We start from the raw sequence: 19,172 nt of genomic DNA, 5'->3' as shown, positions 1-19,172 counted from the left end.
TACCCAACGACGCAGGTCATGCCTGCATCGTTACCGATTCTCTCGGTGTGTCTGTTGGCAGTACTTGGCTTCCACACACAACAGACGGACCTACGCTCGATGTTTTACGGTTACAACGTTTCCTGTAACCAACTCCATACATCGAGTAGCCGTGATTGGAGTGCCTTTATTGAACGGTTTTCTCCACGCCTTTATTATATCATACACAAAAGAAAGGGGGGAACGCGCATTCCTCTCCCACTTACTCCCTTTGGTCGTTGAAGTGGGAGTCTCCTGCGCGAAATAGGATGAATGACTCTTACCATTGGGCTTGCCTGCATAATGGAGAATCATAGAGGCCGAGCCGAGAGAAACAAGCGCCCCGTCATTCATCGGGACGCCTACGGCCGGCGAAGCAAACGGGACAACGAGGCAAGCAGGCGCTCTTGAAACGCAGCCCGTTCTTTCTCCACCTTGTCTGGCCACTCTTGCAGCGCCTGAAGCCACGGCTCTACGTACGGAGAGAAAGACGGCGGATATACGCGGGCAAGATCGTCCAGCTTGCCGTTGCGATCGGTCGCGGCGACGATATACATGCCCGGCAACAGATGCGGCTCTGCCCGCTTCGGAATGTCCCATGTCACCGTTCGGTTATGGGCAAGCCAATCCAGCACCGCCTTCCCCTGTTCCACACGCTTGACGCGGAAAAACGAGAAACCGACGGAAAGGGAAATAGGCAAACCAAACAAACGAGCAAGCTGCCAAGCCATCAGTTCCTCATCCCCCTTTCCGTTCTCGCCCCTCCATTCATCCAGCAAAGCAAAGCAATGTTCCAATTCGCTTCTGACCTCTTCCAGCACGGCACCAATAACAGTTCGATGATTCGTTCCATAACGGCGGTCCAGCCAATCGGCCCACTCAAGCAACATATCGAGCGCTCGGCTCACCACTTCCCATGAAAACGAACTCCATCTTGACGGGATTTGATCGACGATGCATTGTTTCCAGTCTTCTTCTCCTACGTCCTCCCACGATGAAAACGTCCGCCCGGTCATATATTCACACACGAGCAAAACCACGGCCCAACACGCCTCTTTGGCTTCTTTTTCTCCGCTCACGATGACTTCGTTATAAAACGCCAATGCGTCATCGGTAAAATACATCCCTTCCCATTCCGCGCGGATCAACAATGTCTCGGTTCTTTCCGGCCCCATCCATTTCATTTTCCATAAGTCCGAAAGACGATGTGATGAGCTAAACGGAGATGGGGGCAATCCATAACGGGAGCGAATGGAATTCACTCCGATGAGCACCGGCAAATTGGCTCGTTCTTGCATGTTAAACAAATGGAATTCATACTCTTTCAGCCACTCATCCACTTCCTGCACACGCCCCTCGCGCGCCATTTCGTGAGGGGTTTTTCCATTCCATTTCTCAAGCGGGATGTGAAGGGCTTTTTCCATTTGAACATCCAATCCGGCCATCGTTGCCACCCAAGGGGGAGAGTCTGGGTCTGAATCAATATGAAGCGAAACGTTTTCGATCCCTTTTCGGCGCAAAACGGCTTCTGTCCCCCGTTTTCGTTCTTTTGGGGAATACCCAAACGCCTGCAGCAGCGACACGAGCTGTTCGGCCGTCCCTTCCTCCTCGGTAGACAACACGAGACGCGACCGATGAGCGGATAATGACCCGCCTAATTCAAATACACGAATCAGCTTGGGGGAAATCACTCCGACATAATGGTACACATTGGTGCACCATGAACCTTCCACTTTCTCCCCATCGTCATGATCAATGTGAGCGCGTCCGATCGAAGCAAGCTTCCTCATCGCCTCAGCGGCTTCCTGGCATTCGTATTCATACGTCCATCGCGTGCGCTCCTCTTGCACATCGTCCGCCCTCGGAGGATAGCCTGCATCAACGATATCGAGAAAATGTTCAACGGCTACCTTTTCATACGGCCAATCAGTTTGCGTCAACAAGACGCGAATGTTCTCTTCCGCCCGTTCCACGCCCTTCGGATCCACAATCGATGATACACCGCAAACGTAATAGCCGCCGTCAAAGGGCTCCAAAAAGGCAAACATGCCGCCCCAAGGGCGCACAACCTCCAATGTCTCGCAATACGGCATGAGAAGTTTCTCGCCCGTCAACCGGTCGACCGCCACTCCTCCTTCATCATGCAAATCGACAAATTGCACAAGGCGCGGCACAAGTCGAACCCAGCGGTCCAACATTTCCTTGAGCTCCGGAGACAGACGACGCCCTTTTTCCTGTTGAAACCATTCAACGCCGCGCAATCCATTCGGATAACGATGGAGGAAAAAACGCCAAAGCGTCTCAAACACCTTCAACTCTTCACGATGATCCTTTTGTTCGATCATTCGGCGAAATGTACGGTTGACCGCTTCGCGTTCATCATAAGACAGCGATTCATCCAAAAACCGCTGCACCATTTGCGACAGCTCATATTTTTGGTCAAAAAAGCGGCGCTGCCGCACCCGCTTGATTTCACGCTCCTGCTGTTTGTTCATGCAGCACTTCTTATACTTTTTCCCGCTTCCGCACGGGCACGGGTCATTTCGGCCGATTGCCATGCAAAATCCTCCCTTCTAATCATTCCTTTCCAAAACGGCGACCAAGATAATGAACCTCCCCCACTTATCGAAGTGGGGGTTTCCTGTTTCCCCTTCGGAGGTGGATGCATGATAGGCTGGTTGGCAGCCTATCTGCAGGCAACACCTGGCACCCGTCCCGTTGGGAGCCACAGGCAACATGAGTATCCATGATACTCAAGGGCGGGAACTCGCCATCTACGACTTCATACCTAAGCAATCCGTCGATACGTAAACGGTTTGACCGTAAATTCCAATGGGCGGATTTCACCATAATATACTTTGGCAAATAAATTCATTGCCCCATGGATATCACGGTGTCGTTTGTACCCGCATTGACATGTATAATTTCTAGAAGAAGATTTATTTTTCTTCCCGCAAACAGGGCATGTTTGCGAGGTATAACTTTCATCTTTTTTCTCGATTTGAATTCCTTCGGCATTCAATTTGTATTTGAGATAATCAAATAATTTTCCAAACGACCAATTGGATAATTTCTGATTGGTCTTTTTGTTTCGTTTCTTTTTCGTATTCCGTTGGATTCCTTCGATATCTCCAATGACGACTTCTTTCACTTGGTTTTCCAAACACCAACGAACAAATTGTCTCGTGGTTTTGTGCAGTGCATCCTTTAGTTGTGCCTCTGATTTCGAAAGTACATATTGTTTCGCCCGATTGTACTTTTTCCATTGTTTGGAGCCTTTTTTGCATCTGCTCATGAGTTTTTGCAGTTCTTTTAATTTCTTGTTTCTCAACCGATGAATGCTTCTTATTTTTCTTCCCGTGATAATGAGGCTTTCCCCATTTTCACAAATGGCTGCGATGGTGTGAATTTCCCCTGGGTCAATAGCAACACGGTTTTTACATGGATTTTCTTTTGGTTTTTTCCCATCTTCATACGATAAACAAAGCCACAAACCACGGTCATAGACCAACTCGATTTCTTTGACTTTTCCGTTTGGAAGTTTCTCTTTGTCGATTTTCACCACCAAAGGAGATTGTCGTTTTCGATTCCAAATTCCTAGCGACAGTTCCAACGTTCCGTCTTCATGCAAAACAAACCCATCTTTTGCCCATTTCGTGTTGAAATGTTTTTTCTTTTTGTATGGATATTTGATTTTTTCTCCTTTTTTCCGTGCTTCTTTTGCCCCATCACGGGCAAAGATATATTTATGCACAACCGCCTGGATGCTTTGGCTGTGGATAGAAAAACGACCTTTTGTTGCTTTTTGCAGTTCCGTTTTGGTTATCCATTTTCCTGTTTCCAAATGATGTTCTTTTGCCAAACGAAGGCATTCGTTCCAAACTTCTGCGGAGATACGATTGCATTCAAATAGTTTTTGGATAACTTCTTTCTTTGCCCGAAAACGGGTTTTCAGCGTTCGATACATGGTTTCACCTCCTATGTTTATTGTATTCTATTGCCATCCAAAGAAGAAAGAGAAAAACAGAAAAACCGAACGCCATTCATCCCCCACCTGTAGAGGTGGGGGACTTCTGGCTGATTTATGTTAAAAACGGTCGGAATCGCGCACAAAGCCATTTTTCCCAATCCATTATGGATTCGGTCAAAACCGATCGTTCCCCGCCGCTTTTTTTGGAGTTTCACGAATGGAACGCATTCCATTCCCTGTTTCTACTTATAGAGGGCTTGGGTTGAGCTCCATGATGGTTGAATGAGAGAGCCCTTGTGGAACCGGCTTTCCTTTCTGACGAAATGCCGCTGACTTGCGCGCAGCGCCCGTTTTTCTGCCAGCTTCTAGATGAATCCCCGATCGGTGAAGATCTCCCACGCTACATCGCGGAGTTCTTTACGCAATTCTTTTTCATTCACTTCCTCAAGCAGGCCTTCATTCCGCCACGAACGGATGGCGCGGTCAATATGACGGTTGACTCGCTTCTCGTCCCATCCTTCACGCATCAACATCAGATCGATGTCATCGATCCATTCATTGATGCGCGCATCAAGCTCATCCCCTTCCTCTTCGAACCAGTCTTCCTCCCAGTCATCGAGCCATTCCTCGTCGTCTTCATCATCAACAGCCATCAGGAAAAAATCCAACGCCGCCGATCGCACATCTTCTGGCATCACGTCATACCGATCGGCGATGTCTTCCACCTCCGATCCTTCCGCCTTCATCAAATGCCCAGCCACATAGCGGAGCGCCGCCGCGTAGACGGGGACCGAATAAGGGAGGCGGGATGTTTTTCCGCAATAGATCGCCCATATGGCGAACGCTTGATTGAGCAGCGCCGCTGGCGCCTCCGGCTCGTTTTCATCGAGCTCGCGAATGACGGCCGCTTGTTTCGGATCATCCCATTTGAACTGTTTGGCGAACTGCCAAAGCCACTCCAAGAGCACATCGGAAAGCACAGCGACGAACCGATCGCGCATCCATAAAGCCGATGGCTGACCGCTCCACTCCCCTTCTTGTTGAATCGCCCGAAGCAATCGATCTTTCCCTGACGCCGGGAGCGGAAACACCGCTGTGAAACACGTGAACACGTCTTGGTACGGCACAAGGAAGCCGAACACCACATCTCCTGTTTCGATCACGCTCGGCCATTGATGGGAAGCCAATAAATGAACGATCTTTTCCCCTCCCGTCAACAAATCCCGGACAACGGGGCGATTGTCGTCCTCATAGCCGATGAACTCGCCAAGCGACGGAACGGCTCCTTCCCACCTCTCGATGTGAGCCTGAACGGACGGGCGCCACCGCTCCCAATGACGGCTTTTCCGGTAAGCAGAAAAGATCGTTTGTCCTGTTTCATCAAGCGGCCAACAAAACAACATCCAGTTCACCGCCATGATCTGCACGCCAAGCTCGAGTTCCTCCGGCATCTCATCAAGCGGGAACTGGTCTAAAAGCTCTTCCGCCTCCCTCTCATACCGCTGTAAAACAAACTGACGCATATCATTCATGCATTCGATCAACTCGCGGTCAATCAATGACGAAATCGAAACCGCCTCTTTTTTTCCGCAACAATGCTTGTACTTTTTCCCGCTTCCGCACGGGCATAACGCGTTCCGCGGCGTTTCCGCCATATTCGATGCACCTGCTTTCTTTTCCATTTGGACTTTTTCTATTCCTATTATACCATCATCGATAGACGGTCAACCATCATCGGCTTTCTTTCTATCAAGACGCGCGCACGTCCAAAAGCTCGCGATGTCCTTTCATGCCCGCTCGAGAACAGACGCGTTTTATCACATAGCCCCTCTTTTTTCGACACGCTGTCACATGCTATAATTAGATGATAAGGAATGGAACGGAAAGGACGGACCGACATGTTGCAAACAACCGTTTCCAAGCCGCTTTTGAAGCAGGCGGCTGGGGAATTGCTGAAAGAATTGCCGTTTCCTATTTTCCACAATCTCATTCAAAAAGGGCGCGACTTGTCAAGAAACGGGTTGGTCTATAACGTCATGGTGATCAACAGCCACGAAGTGGAAGGGGTCGTTTCCGACATCACCCCCCATGATGTCATGCTTGATTTGGCCAACATCACCCGCCGCCATCGCTGCCCATGCGGGACGGACGGGCTATGTCCGCATATTTTGGCGCTGTTTTTTTACGTATACGGCAATGTGTTCGACAGCGGTGAGCTGTTTCGCCTTTGGAAAAAAGGGCAAATCGAAGCGTTGTGGAAAGAGACAACCGCTCCCCATGAACGGGAGCCGCTCGCTCAAAAAAGGGTGGGGAAACCGACCGCCCTTTCCATCACTCAAAATGAAACCGTCGAAGATTGGCGGGACCAATTTGAGAAACAGTATCAAGACTTTTTCTCCCGCCATCAAAACGGCCAAAACTGGCCGTACCGTTTAGCCGTCCAGCTGCTCCCGAAACTTGGCAAAAACGAAAGGAAGCAAGCTGGCGCCCGTCCGTTGCGGGAGCTTCATGCCGCCCTCTTTTTGTTGGAAAAGCTTCGGCAGTACGGGGAGGCGCAAGGGTGGAACGACGTCGTATTCGCCTCTTACGGACAGTTTTCCTGGCAGCAGGACGTCAACTATGTCGCCGACCGTGCCTTTGACGCCTTGGAAAAATTGTCTACTCAATCGCTGCCGCGGTCGCTCAACGCGTTGATTGAACAGACGATTCCGTATGTTCGTGATGTACTGTTTTTGGACGGAGGGCTGTCATCATTCGGCTATGACTTTTACACAACCGCGTGGGAGTTGTTGTTCACCAAGCCAGCATGGCGGCAGGAAGAACGAATGGAATTGCTTCGGCTCGCCAATGAATACGGCAAGTCCCGCGCCGCCATGGCGGCGGCCCATCTTTCCTTTTTGCTTGGCGAAGATGACGAAGCCATGGCTCTGTACCGCGCGTTTCCCCATCAGGCAGGCTTGTTTTTGATTGAATGGATCGGGCGATTCATCACCAACGGCCTCGTCAAGCGGTTTGAATCCGTTTGGGAAAAAGCCAAGGACGATTGGCCGCTTTATCTTTCCCACATGTCCGACCTCGCCCGGGGAAGTTTTTTGGACGAAGCGGTTCATTTGTTTAAAATGTATGCCCGCCAACGAAACCGACCGGATGCATGGGAAGATTTTTTGCAGCGCAGTCTTCCATACAGCGTCAACTATTATACCAACTTTTTGTATCGGCAAGGGCGATACCGAGAAGTCGTTGACCTGTTTTTATGGGCGAACATCACCGCCGATGAATTGCATCCACAGCTGCTTAAAACATTGCAAGCGCGCAATCCAGAACTCGTGATGCCGTTATATCATCGGGCCGTGATGAGGCGGCTGGAAGAAAAAAACCGGGCGAGCTACCAAAGGGCGGTCCGCCATTTGAAAACGCTGCGGACCCACTACCGTTCGATGAAGCGGCTCGACCAATGGGAAGCCTATCTCGAGCAACTGCTCGCCAAAACGGCGCGCATGCGCGCGTTTCATGAAGAATTGAAGAAAGGAAAATTGCTCTCATGAACGTGTTGCAGACGATTCGGCTTTCGTGCAAGTGGGACGAAGAAGATCAATGCTTCGAACTCTCAAGCTCCACGCCTGTCTCGTCATGGGCGTCGACTTTGTTCGCTTGGCACGAAGAGACGTTTTACGGCACCTTGCTCGATATCGACCATGACGGTGAAAACGGGATCGTGCGGCTGTCGCCGTGGCAGGCGCTCACCCTGTTCGCTTTGCGTCCGCACTCACGCTTTTCCGCCATTGAATGGGCAGACGAGTTCACCGCCCGATTGGAAGAGTGGGCGAAGCATATTTGGAACGGTTTGCGCGAACGCCGCTTCCTTCCAGATGCTTCCTTGTGGAAAAGCACAGGCGGCGCATGGAGCGAAGCAGGACGCACCCGCTGGCGCGGCGCGGATGACGATCCCGATCCGTTCGTCGCCACATGGCGGTCGCTTGCGGTCGCCGACTGGCTCTCACGCGACCCGGAACTTCGCGGCATTTGGGGCGAAATCGTTCGCACTTATCCATTGATCGCCTCCCCCAGCGGCCAATGGACCGGAACGGAAGACGACTGGCTCGAACAAATCGGATGGCTCGGCGACCGGCCGCCGTTTGTCGTCGGACTGCGCCTTGTCGAGCCGTCCGAGGAAGGCGACGTATGGACGCTTGAAGCGGTGCTAATCGCCGTCGACGACAGCGTCATCGCACCCGCAAGCGACATTCCGCGCGCTTGGCGCCCATATGAATCATCGATCCAGCGCGCCATTCGCCGCATTTGCGCGATCGTGCCGTGGCTTGACGCCGGGGAGGGTCTGCGGACGGAACTGTCTAATGAAGAAGCGTGGCGCTTTTTGTCCGAAGACAGCTTAAAGCTGACGGAAGCGGGCGTGCGCCTGCTGCTTCCCGACTGGTGGCACGATATCCGCCAGGCGCAGCTGTCGATCAAAGCGAAACTGTCGCCTTCCGTCAACGCCGAATCACTGTTCGGCCTTGAGCGGCTCGCTGATTTCGATTGGCGCGTCGCGACCAACGGGATTGAGCTGACAGAAGAGGAGTTTGCCGCTTTGGCGGAACAAAAGCGGCGCCTCATCCGCCTGCGCGGCCAATGGCTCATTCTCGATCCCGCCCTTGTCCGCCGCGCACAGGCGCTCATGGAAAAGGCGAAAAAAGAAGGCGTGCCGATCCACGACATCGTGGCGCAAACGCTGCTTTCGGAAGCAGAGGAGCGCGAAGAGGCAGCGGACGAATCGATCCCGATCCACATTGACGTCCACGACCAATTCCGGGCGTTTATCCGCCAGCTCCAGCAGCTGGATGGATTGCCGAAAGCGAATGTGCCGCCGTCTTTTCACGGCACGCTCCGCCCGTATCAGCAGCGCGGCGTCGACTGGCTCGTCTTTTTGCGCCGATTCGGCTTTGGCGCCTGCTTGGCCGATGACATGGGGCTTGGCAAAACGGTGCAGCTGCTTGCTTATTTGGCGCACGTCAAAGAAATCGAACGCCCGGACACGCCGGCCTTGCTCATCTGCCCGACCAGCGTGATCGGCAACTGGCAAAAGGAATGCGCCCGCTTCACCCCAGACTTGCGCGTCTACGTGCACCATGGACCGAACCGGGCGAAACACGATGCGTTCGTGCAAACGGCAGGCGAGGCCGATCTCGTCATTACGTCTTACAACCTTGCTCATTTGGACCAAGACGATTTAAAACAGATTCATTGGCATGCGATTTGCCTTGATGAAGCGCAAAACATCAAAAATGCGCAAACAAAACAAGCGCGCGCCATCCGCCGCTTGAGCGGAAAACATAAAATTGCCTTATCCGGCACGCCGGTTGAAAACCGTCTCGGCGAACTTTGGAGCATCTTCCACTTCCTCAACCCCGGCTATCTCGGCAGCCGTGCGGAGTTTGAGCGGCGCTTTGCCGGGCCGATTGAAAAAGAAGGAGATGCCCATAAAAAAGCGGCGCTGCAGACGCTCATCCGCCCATTTCTCTTGCGGCGGACGAAAACGGATGAAGCGGTTGCGCTCAACTTGCCGGATAAGCTTGAACAAAAAGAATATTGCCCGCTCACGGCCGAACAGGCTGCCTTGTACGAGCAGCTCGTCAACGACACACTCGAACGGGCAAAGGAAGCCAGTCCGTTTGCGCGGCGCGGCTTGATTTTGCAAATGCTAAACGGTGTGAAGCAAATTTGCGACCATCCGGCGCTGTATTTGAAAGAACGCCGACCCCGCCAGCTCGTCGAACGGTCGCACAAACTCGAAAAGCTCATCGAACTGATCGAGCAAATTCGCGCCAACGACGAATCGTGCCTCATCTTCACGCAATATGTGCGAATGGGCGAGATGATCCAAGAACTGCTTTCCGACTTGTTTGATGAGCGGGTGTTGTTTTTGCACGGAGGCGTCCCAAAACAAACGCGCGACCGGATGGTGGATGAGTTCCAAGCGAAAAAAGCGCCGATTTTCCTTTTGTCGCTCAAAGCAGGCGGCACCGGGCTCAACTTAACAGCGGCCAACCACGTCATCCATTTCGACCGTTGGTGGAACCCGGCGGTGGAAAACCAGGCGACCGACCGCGCCTACCGCATCGGACAGACGAAATTCGTCCACGTCCATAAATTGATCACCGTCGGGACAATCGAAGAAAAAATCGACGAGATGCTCGAACAAAAACAAGCGCTCGCCGACATCATCACCGAAGGCGAGGCATGGATCACCGAACTGTCCGATGACGAACTGCGCGACTTGCTCGCCTTATCGGCCGCCGCGAAAGGAGGCGCTTGAGCATGGCGGAAGAAAAACGAAAGCGCAAGAAAAAAACGGCGGAAAACCCGTGGGAAAAGCTGCTGAAGCGGATGGAAGAGAAAATGAAGGAGCGGGAAAAGCGGCAAAAACAACCGTAAAGGACATCACGCAGGCGATGAACATCCTGTTGGACACAGAAAAAACTTCATCAACAAGTGTTGTTCTTTGTCCAGCCATGAAAAGGATCATCCAGGCACGTGTGTTCATCGAAACATCTCATGGGCAACGTTTTGCCCTTCACCCGGGCATGAACATGAATCATCAAGGCACGCGCATTTTCACGGAAAGGTCCATGGGCAGCACGCTTTGCCCTCCACCCGGGGATGAAAATCACGCGCCAGTCCTGCATTTTCACGAAAACAGCGTGGGATTGATCCCACGCTGTTCGCTTTCAAGCCATCCTCTCAGCACCTTGTCAACGAAACAATTCGGGCATGTCGATTGCAAGCCCCGGAAAATACACGGAGCGAACCGTTCCCGTTTTCACTTGAACATCCGCCTGCTCATACAGCCGTTCCTCATTGAGCACATACACCGTCACCGAACAAGTCACGTTTATGTCAAACCGAAGTCCTTCGCACAAGGCAAGAAACCGGCCAAATGCAAAAAAGGACCGGCCGCCAACCTTCCCCATTCATAGAGAAGGTCTGTCGCACCGATCCTTTCGCTAAACGGAAGCATACATCCGATCGAGCTCTTGCGCCTCGTATTTCGCAAACGGGTCGATGAGCGAAATTTTTTGCGCCTCGGCGTCGCTCACGCCGGCGTACAGCTCAGCCGTGCCGTCGCCTTTGCGGATGAGTCCGCCGCTAAAGACAACGTTCGCCAAATCCGGCCGTTTCGCCGGACCATCCAAAAAGTGGGAGCGAAGCGCAAGCAATTCCAGCTCTGAACGCTCCATCGTCTCCGGGTTCAACACGAACACCATCGGGTAGTAATGGCGGTTGCCGTGCTCGTCAAAGCAAGCGATATGGCCAAGCGCCCCCACAAGCCCGTTCGCCAGCAAATGCGCCTCATTCACGCCGCCCCATTCTTCATCCGTAAATTGGGCGTCCAAAATCGGCGCGGCCTCAATCACGTCCGGCGTCAACTCATCGAGCGAGAAAATGCGGGTGAACCCGATTTTCCCGCGTCCGCCTTTTTCCCCTTGCGGCCGGGTGAACACGCCGATCGAGCCATCTTTCAGCTCGACAAGGCGAATGTCTTTCATCCCATCCGGCCCTTCGGCAAACTTTTCTAAGCGGCGAATGTTCGGTCCGCGGTAAAAGACCGTCCGCCAGCTCAGCTCGCCGTCAAACACCGGATGCGGAAACGTCTCCACGCCGCCGAACACCAACTGGCCGTGAATGCGCGCCACAAACGGATCCTGCAAGGCGAACACCGGCGCCCCGTCACGAGGAACCCAGACGCCGTCGCGCTCGACGAAAAAGTACACTTCCGATTGCTCGCTGTCGCGCGCCTCGACGCGCCCAGCGATCACCCATTCTCCTTCATCCACAAACGGTGCGGAAATATTATAAACGTCTCGGTCCCCGACACCCGCAAAGCGAAGCTTTTCCGGCTCAAACGGCTGTGGGGCCGAACGAAATTCGTCTACTAACACTTGACATGTCTTTAATGTTGGCAATGAGAATAACATGATTCATCCCTCCGGATGGCGCCCAAAACGCCCACATTGGCATTTTTGGCTGTTTTTCCTGATCGCGGTTCGAACAGGAAACCCCACTCCCTTTCACACCGGCTTCGTCATTCGGACATCAACGATGATGCCACCTCCTGTCGGCCGGATGAGAAAGTCAATGAAACTCATTCATTCGTGTGTTCTTATTATAATATGATATGAGAAAGAAGGAAACACGTTATTCATTGCCAAAAAAGCAGGGCCAAGACGAAGTCAAGGCCCTTTTTCTCCCTTTATTGGCGCTGTTGGACAAAACGGATGAATGCTTGATCAATATCCACCACCACAAACTCTACATCCTCGACCGGACCCAACACCTCGACAAACAACTGCGCCACGTTTTCTTTGTCAAGCCTTCCGACGCCTGTCCCTAGCGCTGGCAACGCCACCTTCTTGATTCCGTTCTCCCGACAGTGCGCGACGAGCCGCTCGAGACACGCCCGAACGATGTCATACGACGTCGCCCCTGCAGGCTGCTTCATCGTCACTAAGTGAAGGACCCCGCGAAACGGCAGCGAGCCTGCTCCTGTCACGTACAAATCGCCGGGCTTAGGGTCTTGCGCTTGACAGACGCGGATCGCTTCCTCCTCGATCACACGTCCCCCCGCCCGACGGATCGCCGCTGCCACGCCGCCGCCCATCGGCCCGATGCCGTTGGCGGCATTGCAAATGTACTCGACTCCTTCCACTTTGGTCAGATCGCCGACCATGGCGCGAATCATCCGAACCCCTCCTTAGCCATGTTTATTCCCCCTCTTCCTCCGCCTCCATAAGCTCATCCAGAACACGGTTGATGGCAGACGATGCTTCATCGATCGCTTCGGCCTGGATTAACCGTAATTCATCATCGATAATGCTTCGGTAGCGGAATCTCCCTCCCTCGCTCTCTAGCATGTAGGCCTTTAACCGCTCCGGAGAAAGGCGCAGCTTTCGGTCCACAATCGGCTCGGCGCGTCGATCTAGCTTTTCTCCAATCTTAGCCGCGTACAAATAAATATTGAAAGCGGATAAAATATATGGGCTATGAGTCGTAATCACTAGCGTATTATCCGTCGCATTTAGCAATAATGCAAACAAGGCGACCATTTCTTTTTGCGCGCTCGGGTACAAGTGAGCCTCAGGCTCCTCAATCACCATAAACACTCGTCGCCGTTCCAAAATAACCGTGAATATAAGCAACAAAATCCACACTACTTCTTGTTGCCCTGAGGATGAAAATTTTAGCTTTGTATACTCTCTTTCATTAAAAAAGATTTTTTCTCCCTGGTCAGAGAACATGTACTTTCCTTTCATCACCCGCTCAATAATATCAATGGCAAACCGAATCGCCTCAAAGTCAATTTTCTCTGTCGAAAATTTTTTCCGATCCTCGACAATTTCCTCAAACGATTGCGAAAACGCCTTCTTTAGCAAGTTAATTCGTTCGATAAACTGTTCTGTCAAGACATCGAGTTGCCGTGGGTTAATATCTTGCAGCTGATCGGACAACGTCGCGACTAAACTTCTGCCTGCCGGAATGAAGATCGATGTTTTCGAATCGCCAAATACTTCATCAATAGACGTTTTAATTGTTTCTACAACACTTTGTTGCCGCGCTTTCCAAGATGAGACATTCCAAAAATCAGTCAACAGCCGCTCTTGATATTGCGTCTCTTTTTTCAACTGAATAACGTGCTTGAACGTCTCTAAAATCCCCTTTTTCAAGGAATCGCTAAAGTGGATTTGCACATAACCATCTTTTAAGTCAAGACGCACAAATTTTCCGTCACTATATTCATAACGAATGTGAAACGGTCTCATATGTTTTGTCGTTCCAAAGTAGCCGACAAATTTTCTCCTAAGATATTTATTGAACTCAAAAAACGGGCTGTGCTCATCCGTTTGTCGGGACGAAAGCAAATAATTTACCCATTCATCCGGAATAGAGCGGAAGAAAAAAATCAGTTTGCTAATCGTACTTTTTCCGCTCGCTTGAGGACCAATCAAAATCGTTACATCGGTAATCTCCTCATCAAACAGCCCCACTGGCCCAAAATGCTCAATGCGAATGCGAGCCATACCTACCCTCCTCTTGCGGCCATTTTCAGTCTATATGATCACCCCGCGTGTTAATGATCTTGAGAAAAAATACACCCAGAACTTGAAATCGTCGTTTTCCAAACATTGTTTTTCCCACTAAACAAATTGATGCTCTTTAGCTCGTCCAATTGAATGCACCAAATGTTTTCGAAATGTTCAACCTCAAACGCTTGAATCATACCGAGTTCACCTGCCCTCCCCTTTTATATGGAAACGAATCCAACAAAGAACATTTGTTCTAATTTCATTGTAACCGTCCCATTTTCACGGAACAACACGAACATTTCGACAAAAATTTCACAAAACGAACACATGCCGGGCAATCGTTTTTTCCGTGCTGCTCCGACTTGTAAGGCCGCCATGCGTCAGAGCACACGGTTCACCGTACAAGCAGATGTTGCAATCCAGCCTAGATGATCACCAACATCCCGCCACCAAACGGTTCGCCATTCATGCAGATCGCGCGCCTATTTTTGGCCAACCGCGTTTGGCATGCACCCCCATTTCGCCGCTTGTCCTCACCGCTTCTCCTTCGCCACAATCTGCTCCAAAAACGAAAGCAAGTCATCCCGCAGCTCCTCGTTTTGCAAGGCAAACTCAATCGTCGTTTCGATAAAGCCGAGCTTCTCCCCGACATCGTACCGTTTTCCTTCAAACTCGTAGGCAAAGACACGCTGAATTTCATTCAACCGCCCGATCGCATCGGTGAGCTGAATCTCCCCGCCTGCGCCGACCTCCTGCTTCTCCAAAAACAAGAAAATTTCCGGCGTCAACACGTACCGCCCGACGATCGCGAGGTTCGACGGCGCTGTGCCCGGAGCGGGTTTTTCGACAAAGCGGCGCACTTGGTAGCGCCGGCCTTGCTGCTCGAGCGGGTCGATGATCCCGTAGCGATGCGTTTCTTCCTCCGGCACGCGCTTGACGCCGATCACCGAGCTGAACGTTTGTTCATACTGCTCAATGAGCTGTTTTAAACAAGGTTTTTCCGCTTGGACGATATCATCGCCCAACAACACCGCAAACGGCTCGTCCCCGATGAAATTGCGCGCGCACCAAACGGCATGCCCCAGCCCTTTTGGCTCTTTTTGGCGAATGTAGTGGATGTCCACTTTGGATGGCTCTTTTACTTTCTCAAGCAAGTCCAATTTTCCTTTTTGCTTCAGCAGCTGCTCGAGCTCAAACGCGTAGTCAAAATGGTCTTCAATCGCCCGCTTCCCTTTCCCGGTGACGATGATAATGTCCTCAATGCCGGATGCCATCGCCTCTTCCACAATATATTGAATCGTCGGCTTATCGACAATCGGAAGCATCTCCTTTGGCATCGCCTTTGTCGCCGGCAAAAACCGCGTCCCAAGGCCCGCTGCCGGAATGATCGCTTTGCGCACTTTTTTCATGATTCCTTCCTCCTCTTCTAACCGATAATGACTCGTTCTTTCGGGTAATGGTAACTATCTTTCACCGCCCGGCCGCGGATGAGCCATAAAAACGAAATGATGCCGACCCGGCCGATGAACATAACGACCACCAACACCATCTTGCCAAACGGGCTGAGCTCAGAGGTAATGCCGAGCGACAGCCCGGTCGTCCCAAACGCTGAACATACTTCAAACAAAAGCATGACGACAGGAAGGGACGATTCCGAGACGGAAAGCGCAAGAACCGCCGCAAAACAAAGGAACAGCGCGCCGATAAAGACGACAAACGATTTTAAAATATCTTCCTCATGAATTTCACGCCCGAACACTTTGACCGCTGAGCGCCCTTTCGCATAATGCCAAACCGTTAACAAAATCACCGCCAACGTCGTCGTCCGGATGCCCCCGCCAACGCTGCTCGGGGAAGCACCGATAAACATCATCGCGCTCAAAAGCAATAACGTCGGTTCGGAAAACTCGTTCATATCCATCGTCGCCAGACCGCCGCTGCGCGATGACACCGACTGAAACAAGGCGTAAAAGAGCGACCGGTGCCACGGCTTTCCAGCGAAAAAATGGCTCCATTCAAGCGCATAAATCGCCACCGTGCCAAAGAAGACGAGGGCAAAAAACGTCACCGTCGTCAACTTCGTAAACAGCGAAAACCGGTAGCGCCCTCGGTCGCGCGCAAACAAAAACTCCTTCACCTCAATGAGCACAGGAAAGCCAATCGCGCCTAGAATGATCAGAATGATATGGATGACTTGCACGAAATAATCACCGGCGAACGGAATCAGCGACTGGCCGGTAATATCAAATCCAGCGTTCGTCGTGGCACTGACCGACGCAAACACCGCCTGCAAAAGCGCCTCCGGCCACGTCGGAAAATAACGCAAAAAATACACGCCCAAAATCAGCGCACCGACCGCTTCAATGGCCAGAATCAAGAAAAAGATGTCCCGCGTGAGCTTCACGAGCCCTGAGAGCGCAAGACGGTTTTGATCGGTCATGATCAGCTGCCGCTCACGAAACCCGATTTTTTTGCCAACTAACAGCCAAATGAACGTACTAAGCATCATTAACCCTACGCCGCCCACCTGCATCATCACAATCAACAAAACAATCCCAAACGTATTAAACGTCTCCGGAATCGACACAACCGTCAACCCGGTCACACTAATGGCGCTCGCCGCCGTAAACAGCGCATCAATCCAGTGAAGCTCCACTCCCGGCTGATGTACAATCGGCAGCCATAACAGCACCGTCGACACCGCGACCGCCACTAAATAAAACAGAATGATCAACTGAATCGTTGACAGCTTCAACCATAATGAACGTTTTATTGCCATGCCGTCACCACCATTGCCCCGACCAGCGCGCGCGGCTTCCGCACGCCAAGCCTGCATCAGTATGGATACGTACGATACATCGACGTTGTTTTCCATTATATCAAATCTTCCTAGCCAAGAAGAAATGTATCCCGATCCTTGTCGGCGAAAAAAACGTTCAACCCGCTATATGATAACGACAAAAAAAAAGAAACGCCTGATCTGTTTAGGCGTTTCCGTCCATGCCCTAATGCGCAGGCGCTCTTTTTCATCCCTTGCCGAGCGAAGCGAAAATATCGCTAAGCCGCAGTTCCACACACGCCATCGACGTATCGGCGGCACCGTAATACATTTTCACGACATCGCCGTCAACGAGCGCCCCACATGAAAAAACAACGCGGCCGAAAAAGCCGTTCACTTCGTAATCCGCTTCCGGCTCGACAAGCGGCTGCTCCGAGCGGGCGAGAACTTTGGATGGGTCGTTCAAATCGAGCAGCACCGCCCCCATGCAATAGCGGTGGTCATCCGATGCGCCGTGGTACAACTCAAGCCAGCCGCGCTCCGTTTTGATCGGCACCGCTCCGCCGCCGATGCGGGCGCTGTCCCATTTCCCTTCCCGCAAGCCGAACAAAAAGCGGTGGTTCCCCCAGTAGCGCAAATTGTCCGACTCCGCGATCCACACCTCAGGTCGGCCGTTGCTTCTTGGCACCGGGCGGTGAAGGGCGTAATATTTGCCGTTGATCTTCTCCGGAAAAATGAGCACATCTTTGTTTTCCGGCGCAAAAATCATCCCGTGATGCACAACCGTCCGAAAATCGGTCGTCGACACCATCGCCTCGCCGACCCCTTTGGGCGACACGGCGCTAAAATAAATGTAGTACGTCCCGTCAATGCACGTAATGCGCGGATCTTCCACCCCGAATGTCTCTAATTCATTCGAAGGATAAATAAACGGCCGCTCGTCAATCGTAAACCGCCGCCCGTCTTGACTGCGGGCGAGGCGCAAATAGGAGAGCGATGTCAAATACAAAAACCGCTCCGTCCCTGCCTCTTTAATGACTCTCGGGTCGGAAAAGTCATAGCGCGGGTCGTCTTTGCGGAACGCGTACACATCGACCTTCCCCGTCCGCGGATTCCACACCGGCGCCTTCACCACGTTCGGGTCATCCGAAACCGGCCGCTCCGCCACCCGCAGCAGCAGCAACACCTCCCCTTGGAACATCGCCACCCCGGCGTTAAACGCCCCGATCACTTCAAATCCGTCATGATACGGCGGCACATCGTTCGGTGTAATCAGCGGGTTTTCTTCATAACGGTAAAGATGCATGATCATCCCTGCCTTTCGTATTTCGAAAATGGATCAACAATCGTTAGTTTTTGCGCTTCCGCATCACTGGTTCCAGCATAAAAATCGGCCGTGCCATCCTCTTTGCGAATCAGTCCACCGCTAAACACCACATCCGCCAAATCAGGGCGTTTCGCCGGCCCATCAAGGAAATGCGACCTTGCGGCGATCAACTCCATTTCCGACGCTTCCCCAGTATCTGGATTGAACGAAAACACCATCGGGTAATAATGGCGGTTCCGTTCCTGATCGAAACAAGCGATATGGCCCAAGACGCCGACGAACCCATTGCCAAGCAAATGCACTTCGTTGGCGCCTCCCCATTCTTCATCGGCAAATTGGCCGTCAATCAATGGGGCATTCTCAATCGCCTCCACCGTCAACTCATCGAGCGAGCCGACGCGGGTGAACCCAATTTTTCCGCGACCGCCTTTTTTCCCTTGCGGACGGGTGAAAACCCCGACCGATCCATCCCGCAATTCAACAAGCCGAATATCCTTCATTCCATCAGGCCCAGTAAGAAAATGCATCAATTGATTAATCGTTTCCCCGCGGTAAAACACGGTCCGCCAATATAACTTCCCGTGAAGCACAGGATGAGGAAACGTCTCCACGCCGCCAAACACGAGATGCCCGTGCACACGCGAAATAAACGGATCTTGCAGCGCAAACACCGGCGCTCCTTCCCGCGGCACCCATGTTCCCTCTCGTTCGACAAAAAAGTAGACTTCCGATTGCTCGCTGTCCCTCTCTTCCACCCGTCCGGCGATCACCCACTCGCCATCGTCTTCAAACGGCGCGGAAATGTTGTACACATCCCGCTCACCGACACCGGCAAACACGAGCTTCTCAGCCTTGAGCGGCTGCGGTGCACGCTGAAATTCCTCAAGCAGTGTCTGGCATGTTTTCATCGTCGGCGTCCTTGTCTGCATCACGTCTCTCCCTGCTCCCTCTTCCGATTATGATGTTTTTACAGGCGTGTTGATTATCCAATAAAATCCA

At 52.1% G+C, this 19,172-nt stretch carries 13 protein-coding genes; 2 read left to right on the top strand and 11 right to left on the bottom strand.

Translation table 11 applies throughout. From position 1 onward, the window contains the following. Positions 1 to 380: 380 nt before the first annotated feature. The 3 genes from GS3922_RS16845 to GS3922_RS16835 all read right to left on the bottom strand — a co-directional run bounded on the left by GS3922_RS16845 (position 381) and on the right by GS3922_RS16835 (position 5,670). Positions 381 to 2,576: a YecA family protein gene (locus GS3922_RS16845; protein ID WP_063167252.1), complete on the bottom strand. Its 2,196-nt coding sequence runs from the start codon at positions 2,574 to 2,576 to the stop codon at positions 381 to 383. Between the two features lie 230 nt (positions 2,577 to 2,806). After that, entirely contained in the window at positions 2,807 to 3,985 is a 1,179-nt protein-coding gene (locus tag GS3922_RS16840) for an RNA-guided endonuclease InsQ/TnpB family protein (protein WP_011231306.1), read from the bottom strand. A gap of 368 nt (positions 3,986 to 4,353) precedes the next feature. Then, positions 4,354 to 5,670: an SEC-C domain-containing protein gene (locus GS3922_RS16835; protein ID WP_011232730.1), complete on the bottom strand. Its 1,317-nt coding sequence runs from the start codon at positions 5,668 to 5,670 to the stop codon at positions 4,354 to 4,356. A 216-nt stretch (positions 5,671 to 5,886) separates the two neighbouring features. Between GS3922_RS16835 and GS3922_RS16830 the strand changes: the two genes are divergently transcribed. Beyond that, positions 5,887 to 7,533 carry an SWIM zinc finger family protein gene (locus GS3922_RS16830; RefSeq protein WP_063167446.1) on the top strand — a complete coding sequence of 549 codons (1,647 nt, stop codon included), beginning with the start codon at positions 5,887 to 5,889 and terminating at the stop codon, positions 7,531 to 7,533. After that, the gene (locus GS3922_RS16825) at positions 7,530 to 10,301 is read left to right on the top strand and encodes a DEAD/DEAH box helicase (protein WP_063167251.1); all 2,772 of its coding nucleotides are present in this window, start codon (positions 7,530 to 7,532) and stop codon (positions 10,299 to 10,301) included. The genes GS3922_RS16830 and GS3922_RS16825 overlap by 4 nt, the downstream gene beginning before the upstream one ends. A gap of 436 nt (positions 10,302 to 10,737) precedes the next feature. Here GS3922_RS16825 and GS3922_RS18385 read toward each other — a convergent pair whose 3' ends face one another. From GS3922_RS18385 to GS3922_RS16785, 8 genes are all read right to left on the bottom strand, one after another. Then, positions 10,738 to 10,863: a hypothetical protein gene (locus tag GS3922_RS18385; protein WP_257722313.1), complete on the bottom strand. Its 126-nt coding sequence runs from the start codon at positions 10,861 to 10,863 to the stop codon at positions 10,738 to 10,740. A gap of 126 nt (positions 10,864 to 10,989) precedes the next feature. Further along, positions 10,990 to 11,961 carry an MTP-1 family protein gene (locus GS3922_RS16815; protein ID WP_063167249.1) on the bottom strand — a complete coding sequence of 324 codons (972 nt, stop codon included), beginning with the start codon at positions 11,959 to 11,961 and terminating at the stop codon, positions 10,990 to 10,992. A 275-nt stretch (positions 11,962 to 12,236) separates the two neighbouring features. Then, positions 12,237 to 12,725 carry a macro domain-containing protein gene (locus GS3922_RS16810; protein WP_020755180.1) on the bottom strand — a complete coding sequence of 163 codons (489 nt, stop codon included), beginning with the start codon at positions 12,723 to 12,725 and terminating at the stop codon, positions 12,237 to 12,239. Between the two features lie 22 nt (positions 12,726 to 12,747). Next, positions 12,748 to 14,061 carry an AAA family ATPase gene (locus GS3922_RS16805; protein ID WP_033009135.1) on the bottom strand — a complete coding sequence of 438 codons (1,314 nt, stop codon included), beginning with the start codon at positions 14,059 to 14,061 and terminating at the stop codon, positions 12,748 to 12,750. Between the two features lie 539 nt (positions 14,062 to 14,600). Beyond that, complete coding sequence (galU, locus tag GS3922_RS16800) at positions 14,601 to 15,476, bottom strand: UTP--glucose-1-phosphate uridylyltransferase GalU (protein WP_063167248.1); 876 nt, start codon at positions 15,474 to 15,476, stop codon at positions 14,601 to 14,603. Positions 15,477 to 15,493: 17 nt separating this feature from the next. Further along, positions 15,494 to 16,846 carry a TrkH family potassium uptake protein gene (locus GS3922_RS16795; protein ID WP_063167445.1) on the bottom strand — a complete coding sequence of 451 codons (1,353 nt, stop codon included), beginning with the start codon at positions 16,844 to 16,846 and terminating at the stop codon, positions 15,494 to 15,496. A 247-nt stretch (positions 16,847 to 17,093) separates the two neighbouring features. Then, entirely contained in the window at positions 17,094 to 18,152 is a 1,059-nt protein-coding gene (locus tag GS3922_RS16790; protein WP_063167247.1) for a BtaManbiosPhlase, read from the bottom strand. A 2-nt stretch (positions 18,153 to 18,154) separates the two neighbouring features. Continuing rightward, positions 18,155 to 19,102 (bottom strand): MTP-1 family protein, encoded by a 948-nt coding sequence (locus GS3922_RS16785; RefSeq protein WP_063167246.1) that lies wholly within the window; start codon positions 19,100 to 19,102, stop codon positions 18,155 to 18,157. Positions 19,103 to 19,172: the final 70 nt, after the last annotated feature.

Origin of the sequence: Geobacillus subterraneus, assembly GCF_001618685.1 — a bacterium.
In the GTDB taxonomy this organism is placed as follows: Bacteria; Bacillota; Bacilli; order Bacillales; family Anoxybacillaceae; genus Geobacillus; species Geobacillus subterraneus.
This window is presented reverse-complemented; position numbering and strand designations above follow the sequence as displayed.

Coding starts and splice junctions, on each gene's coding strand:
- GS3922_RS16845 (WP_063167252.1), bottom strand. CDS start 2,576: ATGGCAATCGGCCGAAATGACCCGTGCCCGTGCGGAAGCGGGAAAAAG.
- GS3922_RS16840 (WP_011231306.1), bottom strand. CDS start 3,985: ATGTATCGAACGCTGAAAACCCGTTTTCGGGCAAAGAAAGAAGTTATC.
- GS3922_RS16835 (WP_011232730.1), bottom strand. CDS start 5,670: ATGGAAAAGAAAGCAGGTGCATCGAATATGGCGGAAACGCCGCGGAAC.
- GS3922_RS16830 (WP_063167446.1), top strand. CDS start 5,887: ATGTTGCAAACAACCGTTTCCAAGCCGCTTTTGAAGCAGGCGGCTGGG.
- GS3922_RS16825 (WP_063167251.1), top strand. CDS start 7,530: ATGAACGTGTTGCAGACGATTCGGCTTTCGTGCAAGTGGGACGAAGAA.
- GS3922_RS16815 (WP_063167249.1), bottom strand. CDS start 11,961: ATGTTATTCTCATTGCCAACATTAAAGACATGTCAAGTGTTAGTAGAC.
- GS3922_RS16810 (WP_020755180.1), bottom strand. CDS start 12,725: ATGATTCGCGCCATGGTCGGCGATCTGACCAAAGTGGAAGGAGTCGAG.
- GS3922_RS16805 (WP_033009135.1), bottom strand. CDS start 14,061: ATGGCTCGCATTCGCATTGAGCATTTTGGGCCAGTGGGGCTGTTTGAT.
- galU (WP_063167248.1), bottom strand. CDS start 15,476: ATGAAAAAAGTGCGCAAAGCGATCATTCCGGCAGCGGGCCTTGGGACG.
- GS3922_RS16795 (WP_063167445.1), bottom strand. CDS start 16,846: ATGGCAATAAAACGTTCATTATGGTTGAAGCTGTCAACGATTCAGTTG.
- GS3922_RS16790 (WP_063167247.1), bottom strand. CDS start 18,152: ATGCATCTTTACCGTTATGAAGAAAACCCGCTGATTACACCGAACGAT.
- GS3922_RS16785 (WP_063167246.1), bottom strand. CDS start 19,102: ATGCAGACAAGGACGCCGACGATGAAAACATGCCAGACACTGCTTGAG.